Origin of the sequence: Streptomyces sp. NPDC047061 (assembly GCF_040643955.1) — a bacterium.
GTDB lineage: Bacteria > Actinomycetota > Actinomycetes > Streptomycetales > Streptomycetaceae > Streptomyces.
The window spans coordinates 15,960-28,438 of sequence record NZ_JBEYVI010000049.1 but is presented as its reverse complement, the minus strand read 5'-3'; the positions used below and the strand labels follow the sequence as shown (position 1 = coordinate 28,438).

Annotated in this window: 10 protein-coding genes and 1 pseudogene; 7 read left to right on the top strand and 4 right to left on the bottom strand. The window is 67.4% G+C overall.

Features of this window, described 5'->3' with window-relative positions; genetic code table 11:
* Window positions 1–78: 78 nt before the first annotated feature.
* Both ABZ887_RS43370 and ABZ887_RS43365 read left to right on the top strand, forming a co-directional pair.
* Entirely contained in the window at window positions 79–765 is a 687-nt protein-coding gene (locus ABZ887_RS43370) for a hypothetical protein (RefSeq protein ID WP_361303261.1), read from the top strand.
* A gap of 16 nt (window positions 766–781) precedes the next feature.
* Window positions 782–1,060, top strand: coding sequence for a PqqD family protein (locus ABZ887_RS43365; RefSeq protein ID WP_361303258.1), 279 nt, complete (start codon window positions 782–784; stop codon window positions 1,058–1,060).
* Window positions 1,061–1,072: 12 nt separating this feature from the next.
* Here ABZ887_RS43365 and ABZ887_RS43360 read toward each other — a convergent pair.
* The 3 genes and pseudogenes from ABZ887_RS43360 to ABZ887_RS43350 form a co-directional block, all read right to left on the bottom strand.
* Window positions 1,073–1,153: pseudogene (locus tag ABZ887_RS43360) on the bottom strand (CGNR zinc finger domain-containing protein); the annotation flags it as partial.
* 420 nt (window positions 1,154–1,573) lie between these two features.
* Window positions 1,574–2,296, bottom strand: coding sequence for a hypothetical protein (locus ABZ887_RS43355; protein ID WP_361303255.1), 723 nt, complete (start codon window positions 2,294–2,296; stop codon window positions 1,574–1,576).
* A gap of 357 nt (window positions 2,297–2,653) precedes the next feature.
* Complete coding sequence (locus tag ABZ887_RS43350; RefSeq protein WP_361303419.1) at window positions 2,654–3,577, bottom strand: GNAT family N-acetyltransferase; 924 nt, start codon at window positions 3,575–3,577, stop codon at window positions 2,654–2,656.
* Between the two features lie 638 nt (window positions 3,578–4,215).
* Between ABZ887_RS43350 and acnA the strand changes: the two genes are divergently transcribed.
* Window positions 4,216–6,930, top strand: a complete 2,715-nt coding sequence (gene acnA / locus ABZ887_RS43345; RefSeq protein ID WP_361303252.1) for an aconitate hydratase AcnA — start codon at window positions 4,216–4,218, stop codon at window positions 6,928–6,930.
* A 254-nt stretch (window positions 6,931–7,184) separates the two neighbouring features.
* Here acnA and ABZ887_RS43340 read toward each other — a convergent pair whose 3' ends face one another.
* The gene (locus ABZ887_RS43340) at window positions 7,185–9,896 is read right to left on the bottom strand and encodes an AAA family ATPase (RefSeq protein ID WP_361303249.1); all 2,712 of its coding nucleotides are present in this window, start codon (window positions 9,894–9,896) and stop codon (window positions 7,185–7,187) included.
* Between the two features lie 311 nt (window positions 9,897–10,207).
* Here ABZ887_RS43340 and ABZ887_RS43335 point away from each other — a divergent pair, with 311 nt between their 5' ends.
* From ABZ887_RS43335 to ABZ887_RS43320, 4 genes are all read left to right on the top strand, one after another.
* Entirely contained in the window at window positions 10,208–10,978 is a 771-nt protein-coding gene (locus tag ABZ887_RS43335; RefSeq protein WP_361303246.1) for an alpha/beta fold hydrolase, read from the top strand.
* Entirely contained in the window at window positions 10,975–11,247 is a 273-nt protein-coding gene (locus ABZ887_RS43330; protein WP_361303243.1) for a hypothetical protein, read from the top strand. The genes ABZ887_RS43335 and ABZ887_RS43330 overlap by 4 nt, the downstream gene beginning before the upstream one ends.
* 510 nt (window positions 11,248–11,757) lie before the next feature.
* Complete coding sequence (locus ABZ887_RS43325) at window positions 11,758–11,994, top strand: hypothetical protein (protein ID WP_361303240.1); 237 nt, start codon at window positions 11,758–11,760, stop codon at window positions 11,992–11,994.
* The gene (locus ABZ887_RS43320) at window positions 11,961–12,464 is read left to right on the top strand and encodes a flavin reductase family protein (RefSeq protein ID WP_361303237.1); all 504 of its coding nucleotides are present in this window, start codon (window positions 11,961–11,963) and stop codon (window positions 12,462–12,464) included. Before ABZ887_RS43325 ends, ABZ887_RS43320 begins: the two co-directional genes overlap by 34 nt.
* Window positions 12,465–12,479 lie beyond the last annotated feature (15 nt).

Genomic DNA, 12,479 nt, shown 5'->3' with positions numbered 1-12,479 from the left:
GGTCGCGGTACCGCTGGACTACGGCCGGCTGCCGTCCCGCCGGGCCCTGCGCGACATCTTTTCCGGATCCGGTGTGCTGTGGATTCCACTGGCCTCCTCTCCGCCGATCCGCGGGTCGCCGGATACGGCCTGGAAAGGTTCTCCGAGATCGACATCCCGGGCTGTGTCGCGGCGAACCGCCGGATCGTCTCCCAACTTCTGCCGGCCCGCGAAGAATTGCGCATGACCGGACCCGGAACGGATCTCTTCATCCGCCTTCCGGGAGAACTCCAGCTTTCCAGCCGTACCCGTCCCGGACTTCTTCCGGACGAGCACTCCACCATCGGAAACTACTTCGAGATGGCCATGTCGCCGACCGATCTGGCCGGCCGGATCGACACCGACCTCAGGGTTTCCGGAATGCTGCGGATCGATTCCGTACTCGTCTCCAGACACCGCGAATTGACGGGCGTCCGCGCCGGCCGATTCAGAGCCGCCGCCGAATTGACGGAAGAGATGCGGAAATCCTGTCCGCTGTACGTGAGGATCCAGGACAACCGATTCGTCGACGGGTTCGGCCCGTTCGCCGACGGCATCCACGCGACGAGCGGCCCCGAGTACCGGGGCGCGGTCACCGAGGTCGCCATCGGCACCGGGGCGCTGTCCGCCGACCGGGTGAACTGGAGTCTGAACTGCCTGCTCAACGAGGGTGCCGCGGGCGTCCATCTGGGGGTGGGCAACGGCCTGACCGGTATGCACTACGACTTCGTCTCGACGGATGCCTGACTTGACACACTCTGACATGATTTCCGACACGCCGACGATCCGCCTTGTGGGTTCCCTGCACCCCCATTCGGAGCCGGACGGCGGCGCCAGAGTGATCGACGCCACCGCCTTCACCGCCGCCCACGTCAACCGGGCGGCCCGCATCCTCCTGGAGGCGCTGCGCGAACCGCGCACCGAGCAGGACCTGGTGACGGTCCTCGCCACCGCCGCCGACTGCTCCCCGGCACAGGCCGCCGCCCCGGTCGCCCGCCTCCTGGCCGACCTCACCGCTTACGGCTGGATCGAGAGCCCCTGAAACCCGGCGGCGGCCGTGCCGTGAGCGCCGATGGGCTGCGACCCGTTCGCGGGTGGCGCATCGGCGGGAGCAGCAGCGGCGTTCGGGACCGGCCCTGCTGCTGGCGGCGTTCGCCCTGGCCAGTGCCGGGGGCGCTCCTCGACAGAGCGGGACGGCCGGGGCGCCTGCTGGCCGGGGCCCTCGTCCTGTATGCGGCGGGGCTGGGGACGATCCTCCTGGGTCTGGGGCGGCTGCCCTTCGGTGTCAGTGTCGTGATCGCCGTGGCGAGCCTTTCCGGTCCGGCTCTCGCCGACGGCGAGTCCGACCTCGGCGGGTCGTCCTGTGCGAGACGGCGTCGGACGCGGCGACAGCCACGGTGGCCGCAACGGAACCGATCAGGGAAACCGCGAGGCCGGCGCGTTCGACCGGCGCCCGTCTGCAACCGCCCCGGAGCCCGGGTGCCCATTGCCGGCGGGGTCGAGCGCCAGCACCACCCTCCGAGACCACTTGCCGGCCTCGATCGGCTTCCTCCGGTCAGTTGGTGCTCGCGTTGGTCAGGTGTTCACCGAAGAACCCGACAACGACCAGGCCGCTTTGATTCGTGTCGTCGAGGTAATGCAGGCGGGGTGCCGGCGGGGCGCCGTCTCCGATGCGGATGTGTTCCAGCATCACCACGCGTCCCGACGGGTGGATGACTTCGGGGATTCGGAGTTTCCTGTCCGCTTTGCCGCGAGGGCTGCGGCTGGCGAAATTTCCCTCGCTCAGGATCACCTTGGCCGGGGAGAGCAAAGGGAATGGATGGCTGTCGCAGTACGCCTTCAGGTTGGCGAGGCCGGGGCCCGCCCCACGGCCATGAGCCCTGGCCAGATTCTTGGTCTCCGCGTACGCCTGGATGGTCGCGAGGGCGGCTGCGAGACGCTTCCTCCAGTGCGGCGCCTTCTGGTGGTGCTCGAGTCGCTTGGCCTCGTCGGGATCGGCGGTGACCGCGAGCAGAGAGAAGTACTGCTTCGCCTGTTCCAGGACGCCGCGGAGCGTGGGGGCATCCAACTGCCCGCGGAGAGCCTCGGCTTCACCCAGGGGGACTCCGTCACGCTCCTCCTCCGCGGCCCTCAGAAACTCGGTGATCCCGTCTCGCTTTCTCTCTGCGGCTGCCAACCGGGCCTGCATCTCGGCAATCTCGGATTCCGGCGTCGTCAACGTCTTGGACAGTTCTGTGGGCTGTTCGCCTAGCGGCAATAAGTCGGCATGGGCTTTCATGTTGCAGCGCTGCTCTGCGGCAGGGCCGCACGGGCTCCGCGACATCCGGTGCATTCGTTCCCCCCATTATTTCGGGTGGAGTTGATCGTAGAGGGGCGGGCTCCCGCCGACGGCAGCCTGGAAGAAGGTGACAAGGTCTTGACGGCTACCGGCGGCTACTTGTCCACGAAGTGGCGGATCATTGACAGCGTCCGGCACCCCGACCGGACTTGATCGTTGAGGCCTGGGGACCGAAGGGCACGCCAGTGACCGGGCCGGCCGTCAGGTGTCGTACCGACCGTCCCAGGGGGCGGAAAAGCCGAGGCAGCCCGGGTGTTTGCGGGGGCACCGTCTGTGGCGCCCCCGCCCGGTGCTCAATCAGTTCCAGGTCATATTGATCTCACGCCCGAAATTGACGTATCCAGCGCGTTGGAAGGCGTTCGCCATCGGGACGTTGCCCAGGTCCGTGGACGCGCGGATGTGGGGGACGTCCTGCTCGGCGAGGATGCGGGTGCCCTCGGCGAGAAGGTCGTCGATGTAGCCGTTGCCGCGGTGCGTGGGAAGGACCGCGATGTAGGCGATGATCGCGTTGTAGCCGTTGTGGGCCGGGAGGACGAACCCCACTGGCTCTCCATCGGGCAGCGTTGCGATCCGCCACCAGTCTCGCGGGCTTGTGTAGCGTGCCAGTTCGTCCTCGTAGTGCTTGACGGCCGCCTCCTGGGCGGACATCCGGGTCAGGTCGTCACGGCCATGCGCGTCCAGCGTGCCGTCCAGAACCGAGGTCATCAAGGCCACGAGCTCCCTGGCATCGCGGATCGGGCGGAACGCAAGGCGCTCGGTGGGCCTGGGGACCGGTGATTCCGGGCGCCATTCCAGCCGCAGTCGTTCGACGAAGAGCCGGGCACCGGCCCTCTCCAGTACCGTCATGCGGTCCTCGACGGCTTGTCCGGTCACCGTGTTCTCGCGCCAGTCCGGCGGGACGAAACGGCTGTACTCAGGGGGACGCGATCCGTTCGGAAGGGTGGCGGCCATCGCGGTGTGCAGGAGTCGCACCCCGATGTCCCTGTGATCGGAATCCGCGGCGTTGTCGTCGATGTCGAGGACATCCAGGATGAGGGGTGTGTCGCTGCCGGCTCGACTCCACCAGGCAGCTCTGGCCAGTAGGCGGTCACCGCGCAGGGCGACCCACATCCATTCCGGGCGTCGGCGGCCGACGGCAAGGTCGTCTGCCAGTTCCTCGTTGAGGACGTAGGGCAGTTGGGAGAAGAGGTCGAGTTCTTCGGGTCCGTTGAGGGGACGCATGGTCAGGTCGTTCTGTTTCACGGTTCAGGCACGCTCCGGTGAAGGCGCCCGTCCGCTCCGGGGTCAGACGCGGTCCGCGCCCCGGGAGGACGCAAGCGCGGTGATCATGGGGATCATCGGCTTATCCCTCCTCTCGCTGTCGTGCCCTCACCCTCGTGGCAGGGGCCCGGTCGCAACGTCTATCCAACCGCGGCCCCGGTGCGCAAACCGTTTTCGATCAGCGAGAGCGTGTCCCACGCCGGACACCAGCCGGCCCGACCAGCCGCACCCAGAGGGCCGCCGCATCCGTCCCGGCCCCCGTGACCCATCACCGACGCGGTAGAGCGACCGTGGGAAAGGCGCGTCAGCGGTACCTCGGAATGACTTGAGACACCGCCCTGCAGGCCCGAGACGCGGCCACCGATGCCGCAGAGAGACCGGGACTGCCCCAGGTTCGCTGAGACGCCACATCGGGTCCGGGCATGACCAACCGGCGCCCGTGTACTAGAGTTATCTCGACATCGAGATATCTGCCCAGGCGCACCGTAGCCGCCACCCCGGTAAGGCATACCTAACTTAGCCTGACCTTGCTGGATCGGCCAAGTCGGCGTGGCGGCACGATTGACGGTGGTACGCGCACATCAATGAAGGAGACTGTCGTGTCGGCGAACAGCTTCGACGCCCGCAGCACGCTGCAGGTGGGCGACGAGTCGTACGAGATCTTCCGGCTGGACAAGGTGGAAGGCTCGGCTCGCCTTCCGTACAGCCTGAAGGTGCTGCTGGAGAACCTGCTCCGCACGGAGGACGGCGCGAACATCACCGCCGACCACATCCGCGCCCTCGGCGGCTGGGACTCGCAGGCCCAGCCCAGCCAGGAGATCCAGTTCACGCCGGCCCGCGTGATCATGCAGGACTTCACCGGCGTCCCGTGTGTCGTGGACCTCGCCACCATGCGTGAGGCCGTGAAGGAGCTGGGCGGCGACCCCGCCAAGATCAACCCGCTGGCCCCGGCCGAGCTGGTCATCGACCACTCCGTCATCGCCGACAAGTTCGGCACCAACGACGCCTTCAAGCAGAACGTCGAGCTGGAGTACGGCCGCAACAAGGAGCGCTACCAGTTCCTGCGCTGGGGCCAGACCGCCTTCGACGAGTTCAAGGTCGTCCCCCCGGGTACCGGCATCGTCCACCAGGTGAACATCGAGCACCTGGCCCGCACGGTCATGGTGCGGGGCGGGCAGGCCTACCCCGACACCCTGGTCGGCACCGACTCGCACACCACCATGGTCAACGGCCTCGGCGTGCTCGGCTGGGGCGTCGGCGGCATCGAGGCCGAGGCCGCGATGCTCGGCCAGCCGGTCTCCATGCTCATCCCGCGCGTCGTCGGCTTCAAGCTGACCGGTGAGCTCAAGCCGGGCACGACCGCCACGGACCTCGTCCTCACCATCACCGAGATGCTGCGCAAGCACGGCGTCGTCGGCAAGTTCGTCGAGTTCTACGGCGAGGGTGTGGCGGCGACGAGCCTCGCCAACCGCGCCACCATCGGCAACATGTCGCCGGAGTTCGGCTCCACCGCCGCGATCTTCCCGATCGACGACGAGACCCTGAACTACCTGCGTCTGACCGGCCGCGACGCCCAGCAGGTCGCGCTCGTCGAGGCGTACGCCAAGGAGCAGGGCCTCTGGCTGGACCCGAAGGCCGAGCCCGACTTCTCCGAGAAGCTGGAGCTGGACCTCGCCACCGTCGTCCCCTCCATCGCCGGCCCGAAGCGCCCGCAGGACCGTATCGTCCTCGCCAACGCCGCCGAGCAGTTCAAGACGGACGTCCGCAACTACGTGGACACCGCCGACGAGGCGGGCAAGGAGTCCTTCCCGGCCTCCGACGCCCCGGCGTCCTCCAACGGCGTCCCGACCAACCCGGTCACCGTCACCGCCCCCGACGGCACGACGTACGAGATCGACCACGGCGCGGTCACCGTCGCGGCCATCACCTCCTGCACCAACACCTCGAACCCGTACGTCATGGTCGCCGCCGCCCTGGTGGCCAAGAAGGCGGTCGAGAAGGGCCTGACCCGCAAGCCCTGGGTCAAGACCACCCTCGCCCCGGGTTCCAAGGTCGTCACCGACTACTTCGAGAAGGCGGGCCTGACCCCCTACCTCGACAAGGTCGGCTTCAACCTGGTCGGCTACGGCTGCACCACCTGCATCGGCAACTCCGGCCCGCTGCCGGAGGAGGTCTCCAAGGCCGTCAACGACCACGACCTGGCCGTGACCTCGGTCCTCTCCGGCAACCGGAACTTCGAGGGCCGCATCAACCCCGACGTCAAGATGAACTACCTGGCCTCCCCGCCGCTGGTCGTCGCCTACGCGCTCGCGGGCTCCATGAAGGTGGACATCACCAAGGACGCCCTCGGCACCGACCAGGACGGCAAGCCGGTCTACCTGTCGGACATCTGGCCGACCGAGGCCGAGGTCAACGAAGTCGTCGCCAACGCGATCGGCGAGGACATGTTCAACAAGTCCTACGCCGACGTCTTCGCCGGTGACGCCCAGTGGCAGTCCCTCCCGGTCCCGACCGGCAACACCTTCGAGTGGGACGCCGAGTCCACCTACGTCCGCAAGCCCCCGTACTTCGAGGGCATGCAGCACGAGCCGGCCCCGGTCACCGACATCGCCGGCGCCCGCGTCCTCGCCAAGCTCGGCGACTCGGTGACGACGGACCACATCTCCCCGGCCGGTGCCATCAAGGCCGACACCCCGGCCGGCAAGTACCTCACCGAGCACGGTGTGGAGCGTCGTGACTTCAACAGCTACGGCTCGCGCCGAGGCAACCACGAGGTCATGATCCGCGGCACGTTCGCCAACATCCGCCTGCGCAACCAGATCGCGCCGGGCACCGAGGGCGGTTACACCCGCGACTTCACGCAGGCCGACGCGCCGGTGGCGTTCATCTACGACGCCTCCCGCAACTACATCGAGCAGGGCATCCCGCTGGTCGTCCTGGCCGGCAAGGAGTACGGCTCCGGCTCGTCCCGCGACTGGGCCGCCAAGGGCACCGCGCTGCTCGGCGTCAAGGCCGTCATCGCCGAGTCGTACGAGCGCATCCACCGCTCGAACCTGATCGGCATGGGCGTGCTGCCGCTGCAGTTCCCGGAGGGTGCCACCGCCGAGTCCCTCGGCCTGACCGGCGAGGAGACCTTCTCCTTCACCGGCGTCGAGGAGCTCAACAACGGCACCACCCCGCGCACGGTCAAGGTCACCACCGACACGGGCGTCGAGTTCGACGCGGTCGTCCGCATCGACACCCCCGGTGAGGCCGACTACTACCGCAACGGCGGCATCATGCAGTACGTGCTGCGCCAGCTTGTCGGTTCTTGACCTGACGTGAACGAGCGCCCTGCCCCTGCATCTCGCGGGGAGCGGGGCGCTCGCGCGTGTACGCCGCGCCGAACACGGCAGGCTGGTGATCAGGTAGGCGCGTTCGATGGTGAGCTTGCCGGTGGTGAAGTCCTGTCTCCAGCGGACGGCTTGGAGGGCCTGACGGGCGTCGGGGCGAAGCCCGCTCCGCTGCAGCACCAACCGCATCACCGACATCGTCAAGGCCGTCCTCTTTGGTCCTCTTGTTCGGCGACCTACTGCGGTCCGCACATCGCCATAGGACCGAACAGCTTCGACAGCTTGGACCGGCCGCTTATCCTCAACTTGCGGTAGACCCGGGTGAGATGCTGTTCCACGGTGGACACGGTGATCCACAGTTCGTGGCTGATGTCGCGGTTCGAGCGTCCCATCGCGGCAAGCCTCGCTACCCGCAGTTCAGCCCCGCTGAGCTCCTCAAGATCGCCGACAGAATTGCTGCCGGCCGGATCGGGCACCCTTTCGGGCCGGCCCGGACGCGTGTCATCCCGTGGTTCAAAGCGCCGGCCGACGCCGTCGTAGGCGTGCTGCAGTTCCCTTTCCGCCCGGAGCAGTTCGACGGAATCGCCAGCGGCCCTGAGCCGGTCCACCGCGCGCAGCAGCAGCCGCACCCGCTCGTCCTGCTCCGCGGTGGCGGCCAGTAGACGCAGTGCCATGCCCGCTGTCCTGCCGTCCCGGCACGCAGGCTGCTCCAGCCAGTCCTGGAGCACCTCGCGCGCGCCGGTCGTGTCGCCCCTGATCAGTAGGGCCTCGGCCGTGCTGACGGGCAGCGGGACGGGCACGCCCATCTGCACGTTCCACACATCCAGCCGGTGGCGGCAGGCGTGGAAGTAGTCCAGAGCCTCGGTGATCCTGCCACTGGCCATCGCCAGTCGTCCGAGGGCGTGCGCATAGCGGACACCGACGGCCGTCTCCAGCATCGCCTCCGGTATGGGCCGCGCGGCGATGTCCACAGCCTCCCGTACTCGGCCCAGTTCGAGGTTGGCCTCGATGAGAACCGACAGCGGGTACCCGACGAGCAGGCCCCAGCCCTCGTTCCGAAGCAGCGTGACCGCGTTCTGCGCCAGTTCGATCGCGGCGTCAGAATCGCCACTGCGCAAGCACACATCGGCCCGTACAGCCTGCATTTCAGCCAGGCAGGCCGTGGCACCCCGGTCGCCGAAATGCTCGATCAGTTCGTCGCACCAGGACAGCGCCCTGTCGCACCGGCCTCCGTAGGCCAAGGCAAGAATTGCCGCACTCATCGTCTCCAGCGGCCTGACGCCCAGTCTGCTCTGCCGGAGCACCTGCTCGGCCGCCTCCGCGCTCTCCTCGTCACCACCCCTGACCCACACCCGGGCGAAGATCTGGCCCGTGTCAGGGCACGGTGCCCCGATACCGGAGGCCTTGGTGTACCAGGCTCGCAGACTGTCCGAGGTGAGGAACGGCGGGCACGCGGCGCCGTACCAGCGCCGGAACGTCAACTCAAGTTCCAAGCGGGCCTCTTGACCGAGGGCGATGCCGCTCGTCATGGCGTCTTCCATGACACTCACCGTGCCGTCGGCGTCCCCGCGGGACACCAGGAGTCGTACGAGGGAAACTACGTCCCGGTCGACGAGCCTGCCCGCGCGCAGCGCCTCCCGGAGTGGCGACAGGAACGAGAGCGCGGCGGTGGGATTGGTCTGCAGTGTGAGTCTGAACAGCTGCCGCAGGACCACGCGACGCTGGTCGGCGTCGTCGGCCGCGTCCAGCGCCAGGCCCAGACAGCTGAGCGCGGTCGTGGAGTCCCCCTTGCCCAGGGCCCGTTCGGCCGCTTCGGACAGCACTCGCGGAGCCCAGTCGCCGTCCGCGCGGGCTGCGGCGAGCAGATGCGCGGCAACATCGGCAGCGTCTTCTCCGGCGTCGTACAACAGGCCTGCAGCGCCCAAGTGCATCGCCGACCGTTCCTCGGCCGACATGCCGGCCAGGATTACGGAAGCGACCTCGCAGGAGCCCAGGCGGCCGGCGCGGATGAGACCGGCCCGGGTGAGGACCTCGATCAAATGCCCGACCTGTGCCGCATCGAGATCCAGCAGCCGACTGAGCCGAGAAGGGGAGGCGTGCTCGCCGAGCACCGCAAGGCCGCAGGCTACGTCGAACATCTGGGGTTCCCAGCGGTGCAGACAGGTCACTACGGCCCGGCCGAACCGTTTTCCCACACCGGGACCAGGCGCCCCCTCGTGTTCCGTTGCGAGCTGTAAGTCCTCGACCAGGGCGTTGACGAGGGTCGGGTTGCCGCCGCTGAGGTGGTGGAGCCTGCGCGCGAGCCAGGCGGTGGCAGACGGATCAGTGATCGTTGCGAGCAACGAGCGGATCTTTTCCTCGGTCATCAGTTTCAGCTGGATCCGCAGGTGTGGCTGCCAGGTGACCTCGGCCCGGCACAGCGGCTGGGCAACCCACGGATACTCCCATTCGCTGAGGATCACCAACAGGCGCCGAGACCTCATCCTGTGCTGCAGGTAGAGCAGAACCTGCAGAGAGGCAGGGTCGACGAACTGCAGATCGTCGACGCAAATCACGACGTGCCTCTCGGTGCACAGCTCTAACAGCAGCTGGCAGATTTCCCGCAGCGCCGGTAACTCGGCCGGTGATTCGAACGCAGGAGCGCTGAACTCCTGAAAGGACCGGCCGATGAGCCGGGATATCTCGTCGGTGAGGTCATTCGGAAGATCCGCGTGATGAATCAGCTGATCGACCACCCCCATCGGCAGTCCCTGCTCGGCGCGTGAGCCGGTAGCCCAGAGCACGAGTGCGTCATGTCCTGATGCCGATTTCCAGAATTCATGAAGAAGGCGCGTTTTTCCGCCTCCTAATGCGCCGCTCACAAGAACGAGCTGACCATTTCCGGCGGCAGACAGCGACATTAAATCACGCAGAATACGGAACGCTTCACCGCATTCGACGAACAACATACAGCAAACCCCCGTGTGAAGTAATTACCATGCCCGACCGAGATGCGTGTCCCATGTACCTCACTACTTGCAGCCTAGCGGCTCATGTAGAACAGAACGAAACAGAACACCAAGGCATGGCAAAGAATAGAGATTCGTCACTCTGTGTGATTCGTTATGAGCGAGGCGTGACCGCCCTGTCGAGTCGGGGTCGGAGAGGGGTGATGTAGGAGGCCGTAGGGGTTGCCGTCCAGAGGGACCCGACTGAAGGCTGAAAGCAGGGCTGGAGGCTGTCGCTCTTCACCAAACACCGAATCCAAGGACCTTGGCTGATGTCGGTAATCCCCCAAAACAACGTATCGGCATGGGTGCGCTGCTTTCAACCTGCGGACGAGCCGGCGCCGAGAATGGTCTGTTTCCCTCACGCGGGCGGGGCAGCCAGCTATTACTTCCCGGTTTCTCGAGCGCTGGCAGGAAAGGTGGAGGTCCTGGCCGTGCAGTACCCGGGGCGTCAGGACCGGCACAGGGAACCCGCAATCAGCAACATCCACACCCTGGCCGCCCAAGTGTTCCGCGCCCTGCCCAAGGACAAGGTGGGCTGTACCTGGTTCTTCGGTCACAGCATGGGAGCCGCGCTCGCGTTCGAGGTGGCGAGGCTGATGGAAGCAGAGCTGAACGAGACGCCCACCGGGCTCATCGTCTCCGGCAGGCGCGCACCCTCCCGCATCCGAGAGGAGGCCGTGCACCGTCAGGACGACGCCGGGCTCATCGCCACCGTCGCTGCGCTCGGCGGCACAGACCCCGCCACATTCGCCGATCCGGAAACTCGCCGCCTTTTCCTGCCGGCTCTGCGTGCCGACTACACCGCCATCGAGACCTACCGGCCCGTCGGCATCCCTCGCGTCACCTGTCCGATCCACGCCTTCGTCGGAGACGCCGACCCGCTGACCACGTTGGAGGAGGCCAAGGCCTGGCGCGAGCACACCAGCGGCACTTTCTCGATGCGCGTCTTCAAGGGCGACCACTTCTATCTGACGCCGCGCGCAGACAAGGTCGTCGCCGAGGTGTCCCAGCTCATCCTGTCCACTCCGTCACATCCATGATCGAAGCGATCCTGCCGGCGCAGGCGGCTGCCGCAGAGGCTTTCGGCGACGAGTTCAGCGAAGCTCCGCTCTACGATGCCGAAGAAGCGGTGGTCGCACGCGCGGTTCCCAGTCGACGTCGTGAATTCGCTGCAGTCAGAGCTTGCGCCCGGCGAGCTGTGGCATCAAGAGTCACCGATCTGATGTCCATGGGCATCGACGCCGAGCCGCACGCTCCAGTTCTGCATGGTTCCCCCTCGCGCACCGTTGGCTCGACTTCCTTGATGTAAAAGTCACCCTTGAACCAACGGGACAATTCGAGGCCCGGCGGCTGATCCCGGCTCCGTCGTCCTGTCCCGTATCCACGACCGGGCGCCGGCAAGTCGCCGATGCGTTCATCACCACGGCGCTGTCCGTGTCGGCGCGTCATGACACCCGGTTGTTGACGCGGCTGACGGGGGTGGGGGCGGGGAGCGCCAGTAGACGAAGAAGCTGCTGGTGGGGCAGGTGTCACACCGCGTGGCCTTGATGGCACCCGGCAAAGAGGCCGCCCGCGCTCGCTCCTGGGCAGCCGCGCGCTGGCGGCGTCATCGTCTCGATCGCCATGCGTACAGACCCCCGCACACGTTCCGGTCGGCCGTTCTGCTCGGCATTCATGACTCCGAGATCGCATGGCCGATGACGATTCCTGTATTCGCTGCGGTGATTTGGGGGTTCTTAAGGGTGGGTGGTTAGGGTTGCAGTATTGTCCAGGCGTCGGGGGAGGCATGGTGGGATCGATTGTCCGGATGCTGGGCAGAATGCTGCTGGATTCCGCCGGGCAATGCCAGGGCGGTGTGTTCGCCGTGGCCAATGTCCCTTTCCTCGTCCCTCAGCCGGAACTCGCCGGGCCGCCTCCGTTGCATCCCGATGTCGTCGGGGCCGGAGCGCTGACCTCGGGGGAGCGGAATGCCTGGCGGAAGTTCGTTGACGGCCTGTCCGGGCGCGATGACGAGGGGGCGGGATGGCAGAGCGACGGCCGCAACTGCGTGCGGTGACCGACGAGCGGGACCTGCGGACGGTACTGGGCGGCTTCCCGAGCGGCGTCGTCGCCGTGTGCGCCGTCCGCGACGGCGCACCGGCCGGAATGGCGGTGAGTTCGTTCACGTCGGTGTCGCTGGAGCCCGCCCTGGTGTCGGTGTGCGTATCGGTCACCTCACGGACGTGGCCGGAGCTGCGGGAGAGCCCGGCGGTCGGGATCAGCGTCCTGGCCGAGGGGGACGGCGGGATCTGCCGCGACCTCGCGGGGCCCGCCGCCGAGCGGTTCGGGCGGGTCGAGTGGGCCCCGGTCGACAGCGGCGCGGTGCTGCTGCCGGGCGGGGTCGCGTGGCTGGAGTGCGTGGTCGCGGACGAGATCCTCGCCGGGGACCACCTCGTCGTCCTGCTGGAGGTTCGGGCCGTCGCCGACTATCAGGGCGAGCGCCCGCTGGTCTTCCACCGCAGCAGGTTCCGGGCGCTCGCCGGATAGGTCGGGTGAGGCCTC

What these genes read in the sequence shown, in the direction of transcription:
- ABZ887_RS43335 (WP_361303246.1), top strand. Translation starts at nt 10,208, where the DNA reads ATGTCGGTAATCCCCCAAAACAACGTATCGGCATGGGTGCGCTGCTTT.
- ABZ887_RS43365 (WP_361303258.1), top strand. Translation starts at nt 782, where the DNA reads ATGATTTCCGACACGCCGACGATCCGCCTTGTGGGTTCCCTGCACCCC.
- ABZ887_RS43330 (WP_361303243.1), top strand. Translation starts at nt 10,975, where the DNA reads ATGATCGAAGCGATCCTGCCGGCGCAGGCGGCTGCCGCAGAGGCTTTC.
- ABZ887_RS43325 (WP_361303240.1), top strand. Translation starts at nt 11,758, where the DNA reads ATGCTGCTGGATTCCGCCGGGCAATGCCAGGGCGGTGTGTTCGCCGTG.
- ABZ887_RS43355 (WP_361303255.1), bottom strand. Translation starts at nt 2,296, where the DNA reads ATGAAAGCCCATGCCGACTTATTGCCGCTAGGCGAACAGCCCACAGAA.
- ABZ887_RS43350 (WP_361303419.1), bottom strand. Translation starts at nt 3,577, where the DNA reads ATGCGTCCCCTCAACGGACCCGAAGAACTCGACCTCTTCTCCCAACTG.
- ABZ887_RS43320 (WP_361303237.1), top strand. Translation starts at nt 11,961, where the DNA reads ATGGCAGAGCGACGGCCGCAACTGCGTGCGGTGACCGACGAGCGGGAC.
- ABZ887_RS43340 (WP_361303249.1), bottom strand. Translation starts at nt 9,896, where the DNA reads ATGTTGTTCGTCGAATGCGGTGAAGCGTTCCGTATTCTGCGTGATTTA.